Source organism: Stenotrophomonas sp. ZAC14A_NAIMI4_1 (assembly GCF_003086915.1).
Lineage (GTDB): Bacteria > Pseudomonadota > Gammaproteobacteria > Xanthomonadales > Xanthomonadaceae > Stenotrophomonas.
Window position 1 is genome coordinate 1,595,030 of sequence record NZ_CP026002.1, and the last position, 19,496, is coordinate 1,614,525.

Sequence of the window (19,496 nt, forward strand, 5' to 3'; positions counted from 1 at the left end):
CGCGCAGGCTGCAGTGCGATGAAGTACGGAAAACCCGGCAGGCGACTGTCGGGTTTTTCTGTATATGGGCAGAAAATCCTGCCGCAGCCATCAGTTACATGCATTTACATGGCGCCGACATTTCGTCACATGCAAATAACAAAATCGCCGAATAAATAGGCGGAAAAGTGAACTGGTTCACGGCAATTGCATTTTCTGCGTCAAAGTCTTGACGACCCGGAAAGTTCCCGTTAACACTTGGGCCCTGTTTCAAATCTGTTCATACCGCAGTAACCGCACGTCGCTTGCGCTCGGTTTTCTGTCGCTGCGCGGCGTTCGGCAATACCCGCAGTAAATCACGCGAATAACGCCCCCAGGGGACGTTGGACCAGAAGGTCCGGCGCTGGCGTTGCTTTGCCCAAAACCAGTCCAAAAAATCAGGAGCCGTACCGATGAATCGGATTTATCGCAAGGTCTGGAACAAAGCGTTGGGTCAGTTGGTGGTGGCCTCGGAACTGGCCTCTTCCGACACGCGCGGCGGGGTCGTCGACCAGCGTCGCGATGCCGACCACGTACGGCCGGTGACGCTGGCCGCGGCCCTTGCCCTGGCCATGGGACTGGGAGGCTCAGGCCTCGCCGCCGCGCAGTCGGTGGAAGTGGGTGGCAACGCCAACTGCGTGACCCTCAGCAGCAGCCTGATCGACCAGTGCGTGGTTGACGGCAGTGCCAATGCCAGCGGCCGCAACGCCGTGGCGGTGGGCACCGGCAGCACCGCCAGCGCCGCCAACAGCGTCGCGCTGGGGGCCGGCTCCAACGCCAACCGCGCCAACACGGTGTCGGTCGGCGCAACGGGCAACGAACGACAGATCACCAACGTCGCCGCAGGCACGGCGGCCACCGATGCGGTCAACCGCGCCCAGCTCGACGCCCAGGCGCAGGCCACGCAGGCCGCGCTGGCCGCCGCCGCCGCGCAAGGCAGCCGCTACTTCAAGGCTGACGGCGCGGGTGATGACAGCGATGCGGCGCAGATCGATGGCGAAGGCGCTCTGGCCGCCGGCGCTTCGGCAACCGCCGATGGCGACGACACCACGGCGCTGGGCCACAACGCGCAGGCGACCGCTGACAGCGCTACCGCCGTTGGCGCGCAGGCGCAGGCCTCGGGCAGTGGCAGCACCAGCGTCGGCGCAGGCAGCACCGCCAGCGGCACCGCGTCGGCCAGCTTCGGCGTCGGTGCCGAAGCCAGCGGCGGTTACAGCACCGCACTGGGCGGCCTGTCCAACGCTTCGGCCTTCAACGCAACGGCGGTCGGCAATGCGGCCAACGCCACCGGCTCCAACAGCGTGGCCGTCGGCGGCGATGCCGAAGCCAGCGGCGCGTACAGCACCGCCACCGGCCAGGGCAGCCTGGCCACCGGCACCAACTCGGTCGCCGTGGGTGGCGCACTGTTCGGCCTGCTGCCGACCGAAGCCTCGGGCGATTACTCCACCGCCGTCGGTGGCGGCGCGTGGGCACCAGGCACCAATGCCACCGCATTGGGCAACGCCGCAGAAGCTCAGGGCGCCAACAGCGTCGCACTGGGTGCCGATTCGATCGCCGAGCGCGACAACACCGTCTCCGTCGGTGGCGCCGGCAACACGCGCCAGATCACCAACGTTGCGGCCGGTACCGAAGGCACCGATGCGGTGAACAAGGACCAGCTGGACGAGGTCGCCGCCACCGCAGAAAACACCCGCAAGTACTTCCAGGCCAGCGGCAGCGAGGACAGCGATGCCGGCGCACTGGCCGAAGGCGACAGCGCGCTGGCGGCCGGTGAAGCGGCCAATGCCATCGGCGATGGCGCCACCGCGCTCGGCGGCGGTGCGACCGCCATCGCCGCGCAGGCGACCGCACTCGGCTACAACAGCCTGGCCACCGGCGAGAATGCCTCGGCCGTAGGCACCAACGCGCAGGCCAGCGGCAGCGACAGCGCCGCACTGGGCAGCGGTGCGGTGGCCAGTGAAACCAGCACCACCGCCACCGGCGCCGGCGCGCAGGCAACCGCGGTCTACAGCACCGCCAACGGTGCCGAAGCCGTCGCAAGCGGCGCACAGTCGTTGTCCAGCGGCTTCCGCGCAGCGGCCTCGGCCGACGGTGCAACCGCCGTCGGCGGTTACAGCGAAGCCAGTGGCCGGCTGGGTTCGGCACTGGGCTACGGCACCGTCGCCAGCGGCGCCAACAGCACTGCCGCCGGCGTGTTCGCCACCGCAACCGGTGCCGGTGCGGTCGCCGTGGGTGAAGCCAGCGAAGCGACCGGCGACGAGAGCGTTGCCATCGGCGGCAGCACCTACTTTGGCCTGATCACCTCGCGCGCCAGCGGCTACGGTGCATCGGCCTATGGTGCCGGCGCATGGGCCACCGAAGACTATGCAACGGCCATCGGCTGGAACGCCTGGGCCGATGGCGCGCAGTCCACCGCGCTCGGCGCCAGTGCCACCGCCAATGGCAGCAACAGCGTCGCCCTGGGTGCGGCCTCGCAGGCCGACCGTGACAACACCGTGGCCGTCGGCAGCGACGGCAACGAACGCCAGGTGACCCATGTCGCCGCAGGTACCGAAGACACCGACGCGGTGAATGTCGGCCAGCTGAAGGACGTGGCTGCGGTGGCCGACACCACCGCCAAGCGCTTCCAGGCCACCGGCAGCAGCAACAGCGATGCCGGTGCACTGGCCGACGGCGATGACGCACTGGCCGCCGGTGAGGCCGCCAATGCCATCGGCAACGGCACCACCGCTGTCGGTGCCGGCGCGACCGCCGTCGCCCAGAACGCCACCGCGGTGGGCAACAACGCCCTGGCCAGCGGCCAGAACAGCGCCGCCTTCGGCAACAACGCACAGGCCGCCGGCCCGGGCAGCGTGGCCGTGGGTGGTGCCGCCGTCGATGAAGCGGGCAACCCGCTGATCACCAGCGGTGGCGTGCCGGTGGAAACCGGTGCGACCAGTGCCGGTGTCGGTGGTACCGCCGTCGGCGCCAGCGCCGAAGCCAGTGGCTTCGCGGCATCTTCGTATGGCGTCGGTGCCTATGCGGCCGGCGCACAGTCCTCCGCGTTCGGTGCAGTGGCCAACGCAGTCGGTGATTACTCCACCGCCGTGGGCACGCAGAGCAACGCCACCGGCACCAGCAGCGTGGCCATCGGTGGCCCGGCCGACCTGATCCCCGGCCTCGGCTTCTTCGTACAGACCCAGGCCAGCGGCGAAGCCGCCACCGCCGTCGGTGCCGGTGCCATCGCCAGCGGCGATTACGCCGTGGCCAACGGCAGCCTGACCGAAGCCTCCGGTGCCGAGTCGGTGGCCGTGGGCTACTTCGCCTATGCGCCCGGCGAGAACGCCAGTGCGCTGGGTGCACAGACCTGGGCCAGCGGCGCGCAGAGCACCGCCGTGGGCTACTACGCCACCGCGCGGGGCGCCAACAGCGTCGCCCTCGGTGCCAACTCCGAAGCGGTGCGCGACAACAGCGTGGCCGTCGGCAGCGACGGCAACGAACGGCAGGTCACCCACGTGGCCGCCGGTACCGAAGACACCGATGCGGTGAACAAGGCCCAGCTCGATGCCGTGGCCAGCACGGCAAACACCACCGCGCGCTTCTTCCAGGCGCAGGGCGAGGAGGGCAGCGATGCCGGCGCCCATGCCGAAGGCGAAGGTGCGGTGGCAGCTGGTTCGGCCAGCAATGCGATCGGCGCAGGCGCGCTCGCACAGGGCGCGGGCGCGGGTGCCATCGGCGCCGATACCGTTGCCCTGGGCCGCAACACCTTCGCCAATGGCGACGGTGCGGTTGCCATCGGTGGCCTCGGCCAGGCCTACGACGAGTACAACCAGCCGCTGCTGGATGACGAAGGCAATCCGGTGCAGGTCGGCACCACCGCCTCGGCCGGCTCCACTGCCGTGGGCAATGCCGCGCTGGCCACCGGCGCCAGCAGCAGCGCGTTCGGCACCGCGGCGCAGGCCACCGGCGACAACAGCTTCGCTGCTGGCGGCAAGTCGCGCGCCAACGGCAGCTATGCCGTCGCCATCGGCGACAGCGCCTTCGCCAAGGCCGACGACAGCACCGCCGTCGGCGGTTACAGCACCGCCAGCGAAGAAGGCGCCACCGCCTTCGGTGCCGGCGCGTGGGCCACCGGCACCAACGCCTCGGCCTTCGGCCCGGCGGCCTGGGCCAGTGCCAACGGCGCGACCTCCATCGGCTACAACAGCTGGGCCAACGGCGTCAGCTCCACCGCGGTCGGCCGCGGTGCCTTCAGCTATGGCGATTACAGCCTGGCACTGGGCTTCCAGGCACTGGGCAACAGCATCAACAGCATCGCGGTGGGCACGAATACCGTGGCCGATGGCGAAAGCGCCATCGCCATCGGTGCCGGCAGCACCGCCAACGGCAACAACGCCGTGGCCCTGGGCGCAGGCTCGGTGGCTGACCGCGACCGCAGCGTGTCGGTCGGCAGTGCCGGCAGCGAACGTCAGGTCACCAACGTTGCCGCCGGCACCCAGGCCACAGATGCGGTGAACAAGGCCCAGCTGGATGCCGTGGCCGCCAGCGCAGGCACCGGCAACAAGTTCTTCCAGGCCAGCGGCAGCGACGACAGCGATGCCGGCGCCTACGTGGAAGGCGACAACGCACTGGCCGCCGGTGAAGCCGCCAACGCCATCGGTGACGGCGCCATCGCACTGGGCAGCGGCGCCAACGCCATCGGCACCAACGCACAGGCGATCGGCTTCAATGCCCTGGCCAGTGCCGACAACGCCAGCGCCATCGGCGCCAACGCGCAGGCCACCGGCGAATACGCCACCGCGCAGGGTGCGGAAAGCGAAGCCAGCGGCGAGCAGAGTGCCGCCTTCGGTGCCGCCGCCGTGTCCAGTGGCGCCGGCAGCACCGCCACGGGCGTGCTGTCCGAAGCCAGCGGCGAGGAAGCCGTGGCGGTGGGTTACTTCAGCAGCGCCAGCGGCGAAGCGGCCACCGCGGTGGGCAGCGAGAGCGTGGCCAGCGGCACGGCCTCGGCGGCGTTCGGCATCGGTGCCGAAGCCACCGGCGGCTACAGCACCGCCATCGGCGGCTATGCCAGCGCATCGGCGTTCAACGCCACCGCCTTCGGCAACTTCGCCAACGCCTCCGGTTCCAACAGCGTGGCCCTGGGCGGCGATTCGGAAGCGTCCGGTGCCTACGCCACGGCCACCGGCCAGGGCAGCCTGGCCACCGGCGTGAACAGCGTGGCCATCGGCGGTTCGCTGTTCGGCCTGCTCGCTACCGAAGCGTCGGGTGATTACTCCACCGCAGTCGGTGGCGGTGCCTGGGCGCCGGGCACCAACGCCACGGCGCTGGGCAACGCGGCCGAAGCACAGGGTGCCAACAGCGTGGCCCTGGGTGCCGACTCGATTGCAGACCGCGACAACACGGTCTCCGTCGGCGGCGCTGGCAATACACGCCAGATCACCAACGTCGCCGCCGGCACCGAAGGCACCGATGCGGTGAACAAGGACCAGTTGGATGCAGTCGCCGCCACCGCGGAGAACACCAGCAAGTACTTCCAGGCCAGCGGCAGCGACGACAGCGATGCCGGCGCCTACGTGGAAGGCGACAACGCACTGGCTGCCGGTGAGGCCGCCAACGCCATCGGCGACGGTGCCACCGCGCTCGGCAGTGGTGCCACTGCGGTGGCCGCCAATGCCACTGCGGTCGGCTTCAACAGCCTGGCCACCGGCGGCAACGCAGCGGCCATCGGCAACAACGCCCAGGCCACTGGCGAGGACAGCGCTGCCCTGGGCAGCGGTGCCGTCGCCAGCGAAACCAGCAGCACCGCCACCGGTGCCGGCGCGCAGGCCACGGCGGTCTACAGCACGGCCAACGGCGCCGAAGCCAACGCCAGCGGCGCGCAGTCGCTGGCCAGCGGCTTCCGTGCGGCGGCCTCGGCCGATGGCACGACCGCAGTGGGCGGCTACAGCGAAGCCAGCGGCCGCCTCGGCTCGGCGCTGGGGTATGGCACCCTGGCCAGTGGTGCCAACAGCACCGCTGCCGGCGTGTTCGCCACCGCCAGCGGTGCCAGTTCGGTGGCCATGGGCGATTCCAGCGAAGCCACCGGAGATGAAAGCGTGGCCATCGGCGGCAGCACCTTCTTCGGCCTGATCCCGGCGCGTGCCAGCGGTTACGGCGCGGCGGCCTTCGGTGCCGGTGCGTGGGCGACCGACGACTACGCCACCGCCATCGGCTGGAACTCCTGGGCCGGCGCCGCGCAGTCCACCGCGCTCGGTGCGGGTGCCACCGCCAACGGCATCAACAGTGTTGCGCTGGGTGCTGCTTCCCAGGCCGACCGTGACAACACCGTGGCCGTCGGCAGCGAGGGCGGCGAACGCCAGGTGACCCATGTGGCAGCGGGTACCGAAGGCACCGACGCGGTGAACAAGAACCAGCTGGATGCCGTTGCCGCCACCGCCGAGACCACCAGCAGGTACTTCCAGGCCAGCGGCAGCGCAGACAGCGATGCGGGTGCCTACGTGGAAGGCGACAACGCACTGGCCGCGGGTGAAGCATCCAACGCCATCGGCAACGGCACCTCCGCGCTGGGCAGCGGCGCCACCGCCCTGGCTGAAAATGCCACGGCGGTCGGCTTCAACAGCCTGGCCACCGGCGTCAATGCGGCGGCCGTCGGCAACGCGGCGCAGGCCACCGGCGAGAACAGTGCCGCGTATGGCAGCGCTGCGGTCGCCAGCGAGATCGGCAGCACCGCCACCGGCAACGCGGCGCAGGCCACGGGTGTCTACAGCACGGCCAACGGTGCCGAAGCCATCGCCAGCGGCGCGCAGTCGCTGGCCAGCGGCTTCCGCGCCTCGGCCAGCGCCGATGGCACCACCGCCGTCGGTGGTTACAGCGAAGCCAGCGGCCGCCTTGGCACCGCACTGGGCTACGGCTCGGCCGCCACCGGTGCCAACACCACGGCGGTGGGCTTCGGTGCTACTGCGGCCGGTGCCAACGCGGTGGCGCTGGGCCAGTCCAGCGACGCCAGCGGTGATGAAAGCGTGGCCATCGGTGGCAGCACCTTCTCCGGCCTGATCACGGCGCGTGCCAGCGGCACCGGCGCGGCGGCCTTCGGTGCCGGTGCCTGGGCAACCAGCGATTACGCCAGCGCCATCGGCTGGAACGCCTGGGCCAGCGCTGCCGATGCGACTGCGCTGGGTGCCAACAGCACCGCCAGTGCGGCCAACAGCGTCGCCCTTGGTACCGGCTCGCAGGCCACCCGCGCCAACACGGTGTCGGTGGGCAACACTGCAGCGCAGCGGCAGATCACCAACGTGGCTGCCGGTACGGAAACCACCGATGCGGTGAACAAGGGCCAGCTTGATGCCGTGGCCGCCACCGCCGATGCGGTCGGCCAGCGCTTCCAGGCCAACGGCAGCGGCGTGGCTACCGCCAGCGGCACCGATGCGGTGGCCGTGGGCTCCAACGCCACCGCCAGCGGCAACCGCAGCAATGCGGTGGGCAGCGGCGCCAGGGCCGTCGGCAACGCATCGCTGGCGCTGGGTGCCGGCAGTGCGGTCACCGGCAACAACTCGGTGGCCCTGGGTGCCGGCGCACGTGCGGTGGACGCCAACGTGGTCTCGGTCGGTGGCGGCAACGGCACCGATGGTCCGGCCACCCGCCGCATCGTCAACGTGGCCGAGGGCCGCATCGCCGCCGGCAGCAGCGATGCCGTCACCGGTTCGCAGCTCAACGTCACCAACCAGCGTGTGGGTGCGGTCGAGACCCGCGTGGGTGATTTCGATTCGCGCATCTCCACCGTCGAAAGCAGCACCGCCAACGCCATCGGCTACGACGATGCCAGCCACGACCGCCTGACCCTGTCCGGCATCGACGGCACTGTCATCGACAACGTCGGCGCGGGCAGCATCGCCTCGGGCAGCCACCAGGCCATCAACGGCGGCCAGCTGTTCCAGTCGCTCAGCGATGCCGCCAGCATCCTCGGCGGCGGTGCCAGCGTCGGCATGCAGGGGGTGTTCATCGCGCCGAACTACGTCATCCAGGGCAGCACCTACAACAACGTCGGCGACGCGCTGGGCGCACTGGACAAGAAGGTGACCGAGCTTGACCAGCGCACTGCCGGTGGCACCAGCCGTACCGCCACGGCCAGCCTGCGCAGCGCCAGCGTGCAGGCCACTACCGCCCAGGTGGCCACCGTGGCCGAGGCCGATGCAGTGGCCTCGCGGTCCAACGTGGTGGCCAAGCCCAGCGTGGAGGGTGCTGCTGCCGCGCAGCCGGCCGTCGGTGCCAATGCCGTCGCCATGGGCGAGGGCGCCGTGGCCAGCGGGGCGTCGTCCACGGCCATCGGCCAGGGCGCGTCCGCCACCGCTGCCAATGCCGTCGCGCTGGGCCAGGGTTCGGTCGCCGACCGCGCCAACACGGTCTCGGTGGGCAGCGAAGGCAACGAACGCCAGGTGACCAACGTGGCAGCCGGTACCGCCGCCACCGACGCGGTCAACAAGGGGCAGCTGGACCGCGGCATCACCACCGCCAACAGCTACACCGACAGCCGCGTGCAGGCGGTCGCCGACAGCTTCGACGTGTTCAAGGGCGAAGTGGATGGGCGCCTGCGCCACATGGACCGCCGCATCGACCGCCAGGGCGCGATGAGCGCGGCCATGCTCAACATGGCCACCAGTGCCGCGGGCATCCGCACCCAGAACCGGGTCGGCGTCGGCATCGGTTTCCAGGGCGGCGAATCGGCGATGTCGCTGGGCTACCAGCGTGCGATCAGCGATCGCGCCACGGTCACCCTCGGCGGTGCGTTCAGCAGTGATGACGCCTCGGTTGGCGTCGGTGCCGGCTTCGGTTGGTAAGGCAACACCGCGCCGGCGGCCACGCTGCCGGCGCTGCTTCTGCAACAGGGCCTGAGGGGAGGTCTCGGCAAACCCGGCTCGGCCAGCCGGGAACCGTCAAGGATTGATGGCCGCAGTGTTGGATCCAACCATGACCCAGAAGAGGAATGTGACGTGATCAATAAGCAGAACCTTCGCATCAACGTGCTTGCTGCCGCCATGCTGTCGATGACCGCCGCAGGCGCGGTCCACGCCGCTGGCCTGCCGACCCGCGAGCCGGTGCGCCAGGCCAGCACCACCGAAGCGGGCGCCGAGCGCATCATCGTGAAGTATCGCGCCGGTACCGCTGCTGCCAGCGACCGCTCGGCCAAGCTGTCCACGGTGCAGTCCGCACTCACCCGCGCCAGCCTGTCCGGTGGCGCCAGCCGTGCAAGCACGTTGGGCCCGCAGGTGGTGCGCAAGCTCGGCATCGGTGCCGACGTGATCCGCCTGAAGGGCCGCCTGGCCCCGGCCGAACTGCAGCGCGTGCTGAAGGAACTCAAGGCCGACCCGTCGGTCCAGTACGCCGAAGCCGACGTCAAGCTGCGCCGCACCGAACTGCGCGCGGGCGACGTGAAGCCGGCCCTGGTGCCGAACGATCCGCTCTACGCGCAGTACCAGTGGCACCTGAGCAACCCCACCGGCGGCATCAACGCACCGTCGGCCTGGGACGTTTCGCAGGGCGAGGGCGTGGTCGTCGCCGTGCTCGACACCGGCATCCTGCCGCAGCATCCGGACCTGGTCGGCAACCTGCTGGAAGGCTACGACTTCATCAGCGACGCCGAGACCTCGCGCCGTGCCACCGACGACCGCGTGCCGGGCGCGCAGGACTACGGTGACTGGGTGGAAAACGCCAACGAGTGCTACAACGGCTCGCAGCCGGAAGACAGCTCCTGGCACGGTACCCACGTGGCCGGCACCGTTGCCGAACAGACCAACAACGGCGTCGGCATGGCCGGTGTCGCACACAAGGCCAAGGTCCTGCCGGTGCGCGTGCTCGGCAAGTGCGGTGGCTACCTCTCCGACATCACCGATGCGATCACCTGGGCGTCGGGTGGCACCGTCGCCGGCATTCCGGCCAACACCAACCCGGCTGAAATCATCAACATGAGCCTGGGTGGCAGTGGTGCGTGCGCAGGCGCCTACCAGGATGCGATCAGCGGCGCGATCTCGCGTGGCACGACCGTGGTGGTGGCCGCCGGCAACGAAACCGACAATGCCGCCAACTACCGCCCGGCCAGCTGCGAGGGCGTGGTGACCGTGGGTGCGACCCGCATCACCGGTGGCATCACCTATTACTCCAACTACGGCACGCGCGTGGACCTGTCCGGCCCGGGCGGCGGTGGCAGCGTGGACGGCAACCCGGGTGGTTACATCTGGCAGTCCGGTTCGAATGCGGCCACCACGCCGGACTCCGGCACCTACAGCTACATGGGCATGGGCGGTACTTCGATGGCGTCGCCGCACGTGGCCGGTGTTGCTGCCCTGGTGCAGAGTGCGCTCATCGCCAACGGCAAGGATCCGCTGGCGCCGGCGGCCCTGCGTGCGCTGCTGAAGGAAACCGCGCGTCCGTTCCCGGTCACCATCCCGGCCTCCACGCCGATCGGCACCGGTATCGTCGATGCCAAGGCCGCGCTGGCCAAGGCCCTGGCTGAGCCGTGCACCGAGAACTGCGAGCCCGAAGGCATCCCGCTGACCAACAAGGTCGCCCTCAGCGGCGTGGCCGGCGCCACCGGCAGCGAGACGGTCTATACCTTCGAAGCCGTCGCCGGCAAGCAGCTGAGCGTGCTGACCTACGGTGGCACCGGCAACGTGTCGGTGTACGTGGCGCAGGGCCGCGTGCCGACCGCCACCGACAACGATGCCAAGTCCAGCCGCCCGGGCAATACCGAGACCGTGCGTGTTGCCAAGCCGGTGGCAGGCACCTACTACGTGAAGGTGGTGGGCGAAGCGGCCTTCAGCGGCGTGACCATCCTGGCCACCCAGTAAGGGCCACGGCTGCACGTAATGTCGTAAGTGAATTGGCGACGCCCGTTACCGGAAGGTGACGGGCGTCGTCTTTCATGGTCCTGCGCGCGCAAGGCAGCGGAAGTCTGGGCTGAGCTGCTAAAGTCGGGAGGATCGACAGGAGAGTCATGTGAACGCGCTCGCTGCCACTGCCATCGACGACGCCGAAGGCCGCATCCTCGATGCGCTGCTGGCGCGCGGGCGCCTCAAGGAAGGGGACCTGGCGCGCGCACGGCCGCTGCACGCCGAAGCCGGTGGCAGCCTGCTGGGCCTGCTGGTGCGGCTGGGGCTGGTGTCCGAGCGTGACCAGGCGCAGGCCAGTGCCGATGTACTGGGCCTGCCGCTGCTGGAAGGCAAGCAGCTGCCCGAAGCACCGCCGCAGTCGCTGGCCGAAGGCCTGCCGTTGTCGCTGCGTTTCCTGAAGCAGTTCCACGTGTGCCCGCTGGCGCTGGATGAACACGGCGTACGCCTGTGGCTGGCCGATGCCCACGATGCCTATCCGCAGCAGGCCGTGCAGCTGGCGCTGGGCGTACCGGTCAGCCCGATGCTGGGCATGCGCGCGGAGATCGACGACCTGGTCGAGCGCTGGTTCGGCCAGGGCCGCAGCGCGATGGGTGCGATCGTGGAAACCGCAGATGGCGAAGGCGGCGCGGTCGATGACATCGAACACCTGCGCGACCTCGCTTCCGAAGCCCCGGTCATCCGCCTGGTCAACCTGGTCATCCAGCGTGCGGTGGAACTGCGCGCCTCGGACATCCACGTCGAACCGTTTGAAAGCCGCCTTAAGGTGCGTTACCGCGTCGATGGCGTGCTGGTGGAAGGCGAAAGCCCGCCGGCCAACCTCACCGCCGCGGTCATCAGCCGCATCAAGATCATGGCCCGGCTCAACATCGCCGAACGCCGCCTGCCGCAGGACGGCCGCATCATGCTGCGCGTGCAGGGCAAGGAACTGGACCTGCGCGTGAGCACCGTGCCGACCGCGCACGGCGAAAGCGTGGTGATGCGACTGCTGGACCGCGAGACCGTGGTGTTCGATTTCCACCGGCTCGGCTTTACCGATGCGTTCCTGCCGCAGTTCCGCAAGGTGCTCGAGCAGCCGCACGGCATCCTGCTGGTCACCGGCCCGACCGGCTCGGGCAAGACGACCACGCTGTACACCGCGCTGAGCCAGCTCAACACCGCCGACGTCAAGATCATCACGGTCGAGGATCCGGTCGAGTACCAGATCGAAGGCATCAACCAGATCCAGGCCAAGCCGCAGATCGGCCTGGATTTCGCCAACGCGCTGCGCAGCATCGTCCGCCAGGACCCGGACATCATCATGATCGGCGAAATGCGCGATCTGGAAACCGCGCGCATCGCCATCCAGTCGGCGCTGACCGGTCACCTGGTGCTGTCCACCCTGCACACCAACAATGCGGCCGGCGGCATCACCCGCCTGCTCGACATGGGCGTGGAGGATTACCTGCTCACGTCCACCATCAACGGCATCCTCGCCCAGCGCCTGGTGCGCCGCCTGGAGCCCACCCACGCCGAGCGCTACGAAGCCTCGCCGGAGGAGATCGAACGTTTCGAACTGCGCCGCCTGCAGCCGCAGGGGCCGATCCACCTGTTCCGCCCGAAGCCCTCGGCACTGGCACCGACCGGTTACCTGGGCCGCACCACCATCATGGAATTCCTGGTGATGAACGACGCGCTGCGGCGCGCGGTGATGCGGCGCGACGGCATGGGCGAGATCGAACGCATCGCCCGCGAGGCTGGCATGCGCACCATGTACGAAGACGGCCTGTCCAAGGCCCTGAGCGGGCAGACGACCATCGAGGAAGTCCTGCGCGTGACCGAGGAGGGTTGATGCGCGCGGGAGATCGACGCTGACATGCCCACGTACCGCTACAAGGCACTGAACCCGCACGGCGAAGTCTTCGACGGGCAGATGGAAGCGGCCAGCGAGGCCGATCTGATCGCACGCCTGCAGGACCAGGGCCATCTGCCGATGGAAACGCGCCTGGCCGAAGGCGGCGCGGCAGGTGGCAGCAGCCTGGCCAGCCTGTTCCGCCCGCGGCCCCTGCAGGGCGCGGCGCTGCTGCAGTTCACTCAGCAGCTGTCGACCCTGCTCGGTGCCGGCCAGCCGCTGGACCGCGCATTGTCGATCCTGCTCGGCCTGCCCGAGGACGAACGTTCGCGGCGCGCGATCACCGACATCCGCGACGTGGTGCGCGGCGGTGCGCCGCTGTCGACGGCGCTGGAGCGCCAGCACGGCCTGTTCTCGCGCCTGTACGTGAACATGGTGCGCGCCGGCGAGGCCGGTGGCAGCCTGCACGAAACCCTGCAGCGCCTGGCCGATTACCTCGAACGCAGCCGCGCGCTGCAGGGCAAGGTCATCAACGCGCTGGTCTACCCGGCCATCCTGCTGGTGGTGGTCGGTGGCGCCCTGCTGTTCCTGCTCGGCTACGTGGTGCCGCAGTTCGCGCAGATGTACGAAAGCCTGGACGTGGCCCTGCCGTGGTTCACCAACGCGGTGCTGCAGCTGGGCCTGTTCGTGCGCGACTGGTGGATCCTGTTGCTGGTGGTGCCGGGCGTGTTCACCCTGCTGCTGGAACGGCAGCTGCGGCAACCGGCGTTCCGCCTGGCGCTGGATGGCTGGCTGCTGCAGCGGCGCGGCATCGGCCGCCTGCTGGGCGAACTGGAAACCGCACGCCTGGCCCGCACCCTGGGCACGCTGCTGCGCAACGGCGTGCCGCTGCTGGGCGCGCTGGGCATCGCCCGCAACGTGCTGGGCAACCGCGCGCTGGCCGCCGATCTGGACACCGCCGCCGACGAAGTGAAGAACGGTGCCGGCCTGTCGCTGGCACTCTCGCGCGGCAAGCGCTTCCCGCGCCTGGCCCTGCAGATGATCCAGGTCGGCGAGGAATCCGGCGCCCTCGATACCATGCTGCTCAAGGCCGCCGACACGTTTGAACAGGACAGCGCCCGCCGCATCGACCGCCTGCTGGCGGCGATGGTGCCGGCCATCACCCTGGTGCTGGCATCGGTGGTCGGCGCGGTCATCGTCGCCGTGCTGGTGCCGCTGTACGACCTCACCAACGCCATCGGCTGACGATGGCCTTCCCTGCAACCCCGACTCACCGCAACTGAAAGGACCGACCATGCTTGCTTCCCGTCGACCGATCCGCCTGTCCTTCGCCAGCGCACGCCACCAGAGCGGCATGAGCCTGCTGGAAATCATCATCGTCATCGTGCTGATCGGTGCGGTGCTGACCCTGGTCGCCAGCCGCGTGCTCGGCGGCGCCGACCGCGGCAAGGCGAACATCGCCAAGGCCCAGGTGCAGACCGTGGCCTCGAAGATCGACAACTACCAGATCGACACCGGCAAGCTGCCCGGTTCGCTCAATGACCTGGTGACCGCACCGGCCGGCGTCGGTGGCTGGCTGGGCCCGTATGCCAAGGCCGCCGATCTCAACGATCCGTGGGGCCATGCGCTGGAATACCGCGCGCCGGGCGAAGGCCAGGCCTATGACCTGGTCAGCCTGGGCAAGGACGGCAAGACCGGCGGCAGCAGCGTCGATGCCGATATCCGATACGAGCCGTAATCCCGCATGAGGCTGTCCCTGCCGCGCCGGCTGCCCAGCCCGCGCCTGCACGGCAGGCGCGCCACCGGCATGTCGCTGCTGGAGATGCTGCTGGTGATCGCGCTGATCGCGGCCATCGGCCTGATCACGGCCGCCGGCCTGTCGCGTGGCTTTGCCGGCATGCAGCTGCGCAGCGCCGGCAAGGACATCGCCAACCAGCTGCGCATGGTGCGTGCGCAGGCGATCGCACGCGGTGAGCCGCAGCGCTTCGTGATCGAGCCGGCCGAGCATCGCTGGCAGGGTGCCAACCAGCGCCAGGGCACGGTGCCCGAACCGGTGCAGGTGGTGTTTGAAGGCGCCGCGCAGCTCAGCGATGCGCCGGGGCAGGGCGTGATCGAGTTCCATCCCGATGGCGGCTCCAGTGGCGGCCGCATCCGCCTGCAGCGCGATGCCGCCGAATGGCGCATCGATGTCGGCTGGCTGACCGGCGAGGTCCGTTCCGGTCCATGGCGGGCGCAATGAAACAGTCGGTGCGTGGCTTCACCCTGCTCGAAGTGATCGTGGCCTTCGCCTTGCTGGGCCTGGCCCTGACCCTGCTGCTGGGCAGCCTGTCCGGCGGCGCGCGCCAGGTGCGTGAGGCCGAGCTGCGCACCCGTGCGGTACTGCACGCGCAGTCGCTGCTGGCCAGCGCCGGTGTCGACGCGCCGCTGCAGGCCGGCAGCCAGAGTGGTGAGTGGGAACAGGGCCGTTACCACTGGCAGCTGCAGGTGCAGCCCTGGAGCGAGCCGCGTGCCGGCGATGTCGCGCCGACGCAGTCGCCGGGTGCGCCGTGGCTGGCCGAACTGCAGCTGCAGGTGCGCTGGGGGGATGGCGAACGCGAGCGACTGCAGTGGCGCACCCTGCGCCTGTTGCCGCCGGACCTGGAGAGCGCACGATGAAGCGTCGCGCCGCCGGTTTCACCCTGGTCGAAGTGATGCTGGCCACCGTGCTGCTGGCCGGTGGCCTCGCATTGGCGTTCGCCAGCGTGCGCGCGGCGATGGCGGTCAGCCAGCGTGGCGAACAGATCGCCGCCGACAGCGAGCGGATGCGCGCGGTGCAGGCGCTGCTGCGGCGGCAGCTGGGCGGTGCAATGCGCAGCCCGATCGAGGTACCCGATCCCACCCGCGAACCGGTGTATTTCCAGGGCGATGCCGAAGGCATGCAGTTCGTCGCTGATCTGCCCGGCTATCTCGGCCGCGGTGGCCCGTACCTGCATACCCTGCAGGTGGACGGCGCCCCCGGGCAGCGCCGGCTGCTGCTGGACATGGTGCTGCTGCAGGAAGGCGAACGCCTGCCGGAAACCCCGCCGCGTCCGCCTGAAGTGCTCGCCGACGGCTTGAAGGACGTGACGCTGCGCTACCGCGGCGTCGATCCTGCCAATGGGCAGATGAGCGACTGGCTGCCGCGCTGGGACGACACCCGGCGGCTGCCGCTGCTGGTGGAAGTGCAGATCGTGCCGCAGCGTGGCGCGGCGTGGCCGCCGCTGGTGGTCGCACCGCGCGCCGGCGGCCTGGGAGGCGCGCGGTGAACGCACGGCGCGGGGCCGCCCTGGTGCTGGTGCTGTGGCTGATCGCGCTGATGACCGCGCTGGTCGGTGCCTTCGCGCTGACCGCACGCGTGGAGCACCTGCAGCAGCGGGTGCTCGACGATGATGCGCGCGGCCAGGAGCGTGCCCGTGCCGGCATGGAGTACGCGCTGCTGCGCCTGCGCCCGGACCCGCAGCGGCCGGCCTGGCAGGCGGACGGGCGTACCTACCGCTGGCAGTACGATGATGTGCCCGTCGAGATCCGGGTGGTGGACGAGAACGGCAAGATCAACCTGAACCTGGCCGACGCGACGCTGCTGGATGCGTTCCTGCAGGCGTTGGGCGAATCGCCCGAGCAGGCCCGGCAGCTGGCAGGCGCCATCATCGACTGGCGCGACGAAGACAGCCTGTTGCAGCCGGGCGGCGGTGCCGAGGCACCCGATTACGCCGCTGCGGGCCTGCCGTACGGCCCGCGCAACAAGCGTTTCGAGACCCTGGGTGAACTGCAGCGCGTGCTCGGCATGCGTGCGTCGCTGTACTCGGCGATGCTGCCGTACCTGACGCTTTACAGCCGGCAGGCGCGTCCCGATCCGCGCGTCGCAGGTGCACCGGTGTTGACCGCATTGGGCCTGGATGCCGAACAGGTGTTGGCGCAGCGCGCCCAGCTGGAGCGTGACGAAGGTTCCGGAGCGATGCCGTCAATGCTTGCCAGCGGCAGCGGCACCTATAGTATCGAGTCCCGTGCCATCGACGGCAGCGGTCGCTTGTCGGTTCTGCAGGCGGTGGTACGCAATGGATCGGGCGGTGTGCCCGGACGAACCTACACGGTGCTTCGCTGGGAGCAGGGAATGGCAGCAAGATGACGGCATGGCAGGACAGCCTGCGGCAGGTACAGGGGCGGATCGGCCCAGGTGCGGGCCGTTTCCTGCGCTGGTGGCGGCAGTCCCTGCTGGCCTGGGTGCCGGCGCGTTGGCAATGGGCGCTGGGCTGGTCGCAGACCCGCCTGCTGCTGCAGCGGCAGGGTGACCTGCTGCAGGTCTGGCGCGAAGCCGGGCAGGGCCTGGAGCCGGTGGCGAGCCTGCCATGGCCGACCCAGCCGGCCGATCTGGACCGGGTGCTGGACGCGCGCCTGCGCCGCCTGCCGCGGGTCTGGCTGCTGGCCGACGCGCAGGTCCTGCGCCGCAACCTGCGCCTGCCCATGGCCGCAGGAGACCGCCTGCGCGCGGTGGTCGGCTACGAGATCGACCGGCAGACGCCGTTCGAATCCAGCCAGGTCAGCTATGACGTACGCGAACGTGGCAGTGCCGGCGAAGGCCTGCTGCAGGTTGAACTGGTGGCCTGGCCGCTGCGCCAGCTCGATGCCTGGCGCGGCCAGGTGGGGGCCTGGGCCGATGCGCTGTCCGGTGTCGACGCCCTCGACGCGCAGGGCCAGCCGCTGCAGGTCAACCTGCTGCCGCAGGCCCAGCGCCAGCCACGGCATGACCCGACACGGCGCTGGAACCTGCTGCTCGGCCTGGCCGCGCTGGTGATGCTGGTGCTGGCCGCCACCCAGGTGCTGGACAACCGCCGCGAGGCGGCCGACGCGCTGCGCGCTGAAGTAGAGCGCAGCGCCCGCAGTGCGCGTGGCGTGGCCAGCGAACGAAGCGAGCTGCAGGCGCTGCTGGACGGTGCCGCGTTCCTCGAAAAACAGCGTGCCCAGCGCGCCAGCACGGTGGAGCTGTGGAACGAACTGACCCAGCGCCTGCCCAATGGCACCTACCTGGAAAAACTGGCCATCGAAAACAACAACCTGCAGCTGATCGGCCTCAGCAGCGAAGCCTCGCAGCTGGTGCAGCTGCTGCAGGATGCGCCGCAGTGGCGCAAGGTCAACCTGACGGGCGTGCTGCAGGCCGATGGTGCCGGCAGTGGCCGTGACCGCTTCACCCTGACCGCCGAACTGCAGCCGGTGCAGGTGGCCACGCCCGCCGCGCCCGCCGCGCCCGCCGCCCCAGCCAGGGAGGCGGCCGATGCCGATGCCAAACCCGCGCCGTGACCGCTGGCTGGCGCTGGCACTGCTTGTAGCGGTGCTGGGCCTGGCCTACCTGCTGCTGGTGCACCCGTGGTTCACCCAGCCGCTGCTGGCGGTCAATGCCGACGTGGCCGCACTGCGCGAGCGCCAGCAGCGCGTGCAGGCACAGCTGCAGCAGCAGCCGCAGATCGAACAGCGCCTGCAGCAGACCCGCGAGGCCCTGCAGCAGCGCCCTGGGTTCCTGCGCGAAGCGACCGCCGAAGCGGCCGCCGCGGCCCTCGGCGCGCGCGTGCAGGACGCGGTGGCCAACGCCAGCCCGGGCAACCGCAGTTGCACCATCAGCAACCGCACGCCGCTCACCGACAACCGCCGCGACGCCGAGTTCGTGCGCGTGGCCATGCAGGTGCGCCTGCGCTGTGGCGTGGCCGAACTGGCCACCGTGCTGCACAGCCTGGAAACGGGCAGCCCGCGCCTGTTCGTCGACAACCTCAACCTGATCGCGCAGCGCTTCCAGCAATCGGCGAATGAATCGGGCCTGGGCCTGGATGTGTCGTTCGAGCTGGCTGGCTACCTGCTGCCGGCGGCCAGTGGTGATGCCGCCGCGCCAGCGGCAGCCGCGGCGCCGGCACCGACGCCGACGCCAGCTGCCGATGCCGGCGCTGCACCGGCCGAGCCGCCGGTGGAAGCGGAGGGCACCGATGAAACGTGACCCGATCACGCTGCGCACCGGTTTCCTGCTGGCCCTGGCCGGCTGGGCCGGCGCGATCTGGCTAGCCACCGGCTTCGGACTGGGCAGCCGCCTGCCGGCCGCCGACAGCGATGCCGCCGCGCAGGCCGTACTGCCCGCCCTGCCGCCGATGGCGGCCGAGCGCATGTCCGCTGCCGACAGCTTCAGCGCCATCGGCGAACGCCCGCTGTTCGCCGAAGACCGTCGGCCCCGGCCCTACCTGCTGGGCGGCAGCGAACCGGCGGCCAGTGCTGCCTTGCGCCTGACCGGCGTGCTGCTCACCGACAGCTTCAGCATGGCGACCTTCACCACCGATCAGAATCGATCGCTGCGGCTGCGCCTGAACGGTGAAGCCGTGGATGGCTGGCAGCTGGTCGCGCTGGAACCACGCCAGGCCACGGTGATCGGCCCCAGTGGCAGCCAGGTGCTGGAACTGGCCACCTTCAACGGGCAGGGGGGCGAACCACCGACCGTGCTGCGTGGCGCCAATGGTGCGGTCCCGCCGGCCGGTGTCGTGCCGCCGCCTCCACCGCCCCCCGCCGCCGCTGCCGCGTCCAATGCGCGGCCCAGCCCCGATGTCGTCAGCTCCGCCGCCGCCGTGGCCGCCTCGGCGAACGCGCCATCGCCGGCCGCCCCCGCCAACAACGGCCCCAGCGAAGCGCAGATGCAGGCCATCCGCGAACGCATCCAGGCCCGTCGCCGTCAGCTGCAGCAACAGCAGCAACAACCGTCGCCGCCCCCGGGCGATGGCACCAACCGATAGAGTGAATGC

12 protein-coding genes are annotated in these 19,496 nt (G+C 70.2%); all 12 read left to right on the top strand.

The window, feature by feature from the left end:
• Window positions 1-431: 431 nt before the first annotated feature.
• The 12 genes from C1926_RS07365 (at window position 432) to C1926_RS07420 (ending at window position 19,487) form a co-directional block, all read left to right on the top strand.
• Window positions 432-8,831, top strand: a complete 8,400-nt coding sequence (locus C1926_RS07365) for an ESPR-type extended signal peptide-containing protein (RefSeq protein WP_108758753.1) — start codon at window positions 432-434, stop codon at window positions 8,829-8,831.
• A 153-nt stretch (window positions 8,832-8,984) separates the two neighbouring features.
• Window positions 8,985-10,838, top strand: a complete 1,854-nt coding sequence (locus C1926_RS07370; RefSeq protein ID WP_108758754.1) for a S8 family peptidase — start codon at window positions 8,985-8,987, stop codon at window positions 10,836-10,838.
• A gap of 148 nt (window positions 10,839-10,986) precedes the next feature.
• Window positions 10,987-12,708: a type II secretion system ATPase GspE gene (gene gspE, locus C1926_RS07375; RefSeq protein ID WP_108758755.1), complete on the top strand. Its 1,722-nt coding sequence runs from the start codon at window positions 10,987-10,989 to the stop codon at window positions 12,706-12,708.
• A 24-nt stretch (window positions 12,709-12,732) separates the two neighbouring features.
• On the top strand, window positions 12,733-13,953 hold the full coding sequence (locus C1926_RS07380; RefSeq protein ID WP_108758756.1) for a type II secretion system F family protein: 1,221 nt from the start codon (window positions 12,733-12,735) through the stop codon (window positions 13,951-13,953).
• A gap of 49 nt (window positions 13,954-14,002) precedes the next feature.
• Window positions 14,003-14,446 carry a type II secretion system major pseudopilin GspG gene (gene gspG / locus C1926_RS07385; RefSeq protein WP_079220585.1) on the top strand — a complete coding sequence of 148 codons (444 nt, stop codon included), beginning with the start codon at window positions 14,003-14,005 and terminating at the stop codon, window positions 14,444-14,446.
• 6 nt (window positions 14,447-14,452) lie between these two features.
• Window positions 14,453-14,947, top strand: a complete 495-nt coding sequence (locus C1926_RS07390) for a GspH/FimT family pseudopilin (RefSeq protein WP_108758757.1) — start codon at window positions 14,453-14,455, stop codon at window positions 14,945-14,947.
• Window positions 14,944-15,363 (top strand): prepilin-type N-terminal cleavage/methylation domain-containing protein, encoded by a 420-nt coding sequence (locus tag C1926_RS07395; RefSeq protein WP_079220587.1) that lies wholly within the window; start codon window positions 14,944-14,946, stop codon window positions 15,361-15,363. Before C1926_RS07390 ends, C1926_RS07395 begins: the two co-directional genes overlap by 4 nt.
• Complete coding sequence (locus tag C1926_RS07400; RefSeq protein ID WP_108758758.1) at window positions 15,360-15,992, top strand: type II secretion system protein J; 633 nt, start codon at window positions 15,360-15,362, stop codon at window positions 15,990-15,992. Before C1926_RS07395 ends, C1926_RS07400 begins: the two co-directional genes overlap by 4 nt.
• Complete coding sequence (locus C1926_RS07405; protein WP_108758759.1) at window positions 15,989-16,852, top strand: type II secretion system protein GspK; 864 nt, start codon at window positions 15,989-15,991, stop codon at window positions 16,850-16,852. Before C1926_RS07400 ends, C1926_RS07405 begins: the two co-directional genes overlap by 4 nt.
• A complete protein-coding gene (locus C1926_RS07410) occupies window positions 16,849-18,021 on the top strand; it encodes a PilN domain-containing protein (protein WP_108758760.1) in 1,173 nt (390 codons plus the stop codon). The genes C1926_RS07405 and C1926_RS07410 overlap by 4 nt, the downstream gene beginning before the upstream one ends.
• Window positions 17,996-18,706: a type II secretion system protein GspM gene (gene gspM / locus C1926_RS07415; protein WP_108758761.1), complete on the top strand. Its 711-nt coding sequence runs from the start codon at window positions 17,996-17,998 to the stop codon at window positions 18,704-18,706. Before C1926_RS07410 ends, gspM begins: the two co-directional genes overlap by 26 nt.
• On the top strand, window positions 18,696-19,487 hold the full coding sequence (locus tag C1926_RS07420) for a general secretion pathway protein GspN (protein ID WP_108758762.1): 792 nt from the start codon (window positions 18,696-18,698) through the stop codon (window positions 19,485-19,487). Before gspM ends, C1926_RS07420 begins: the two co-directional genes overlap by 11 nt.
• Window positions 19,488-19,496: the final 9 nt, after the last annotated feature.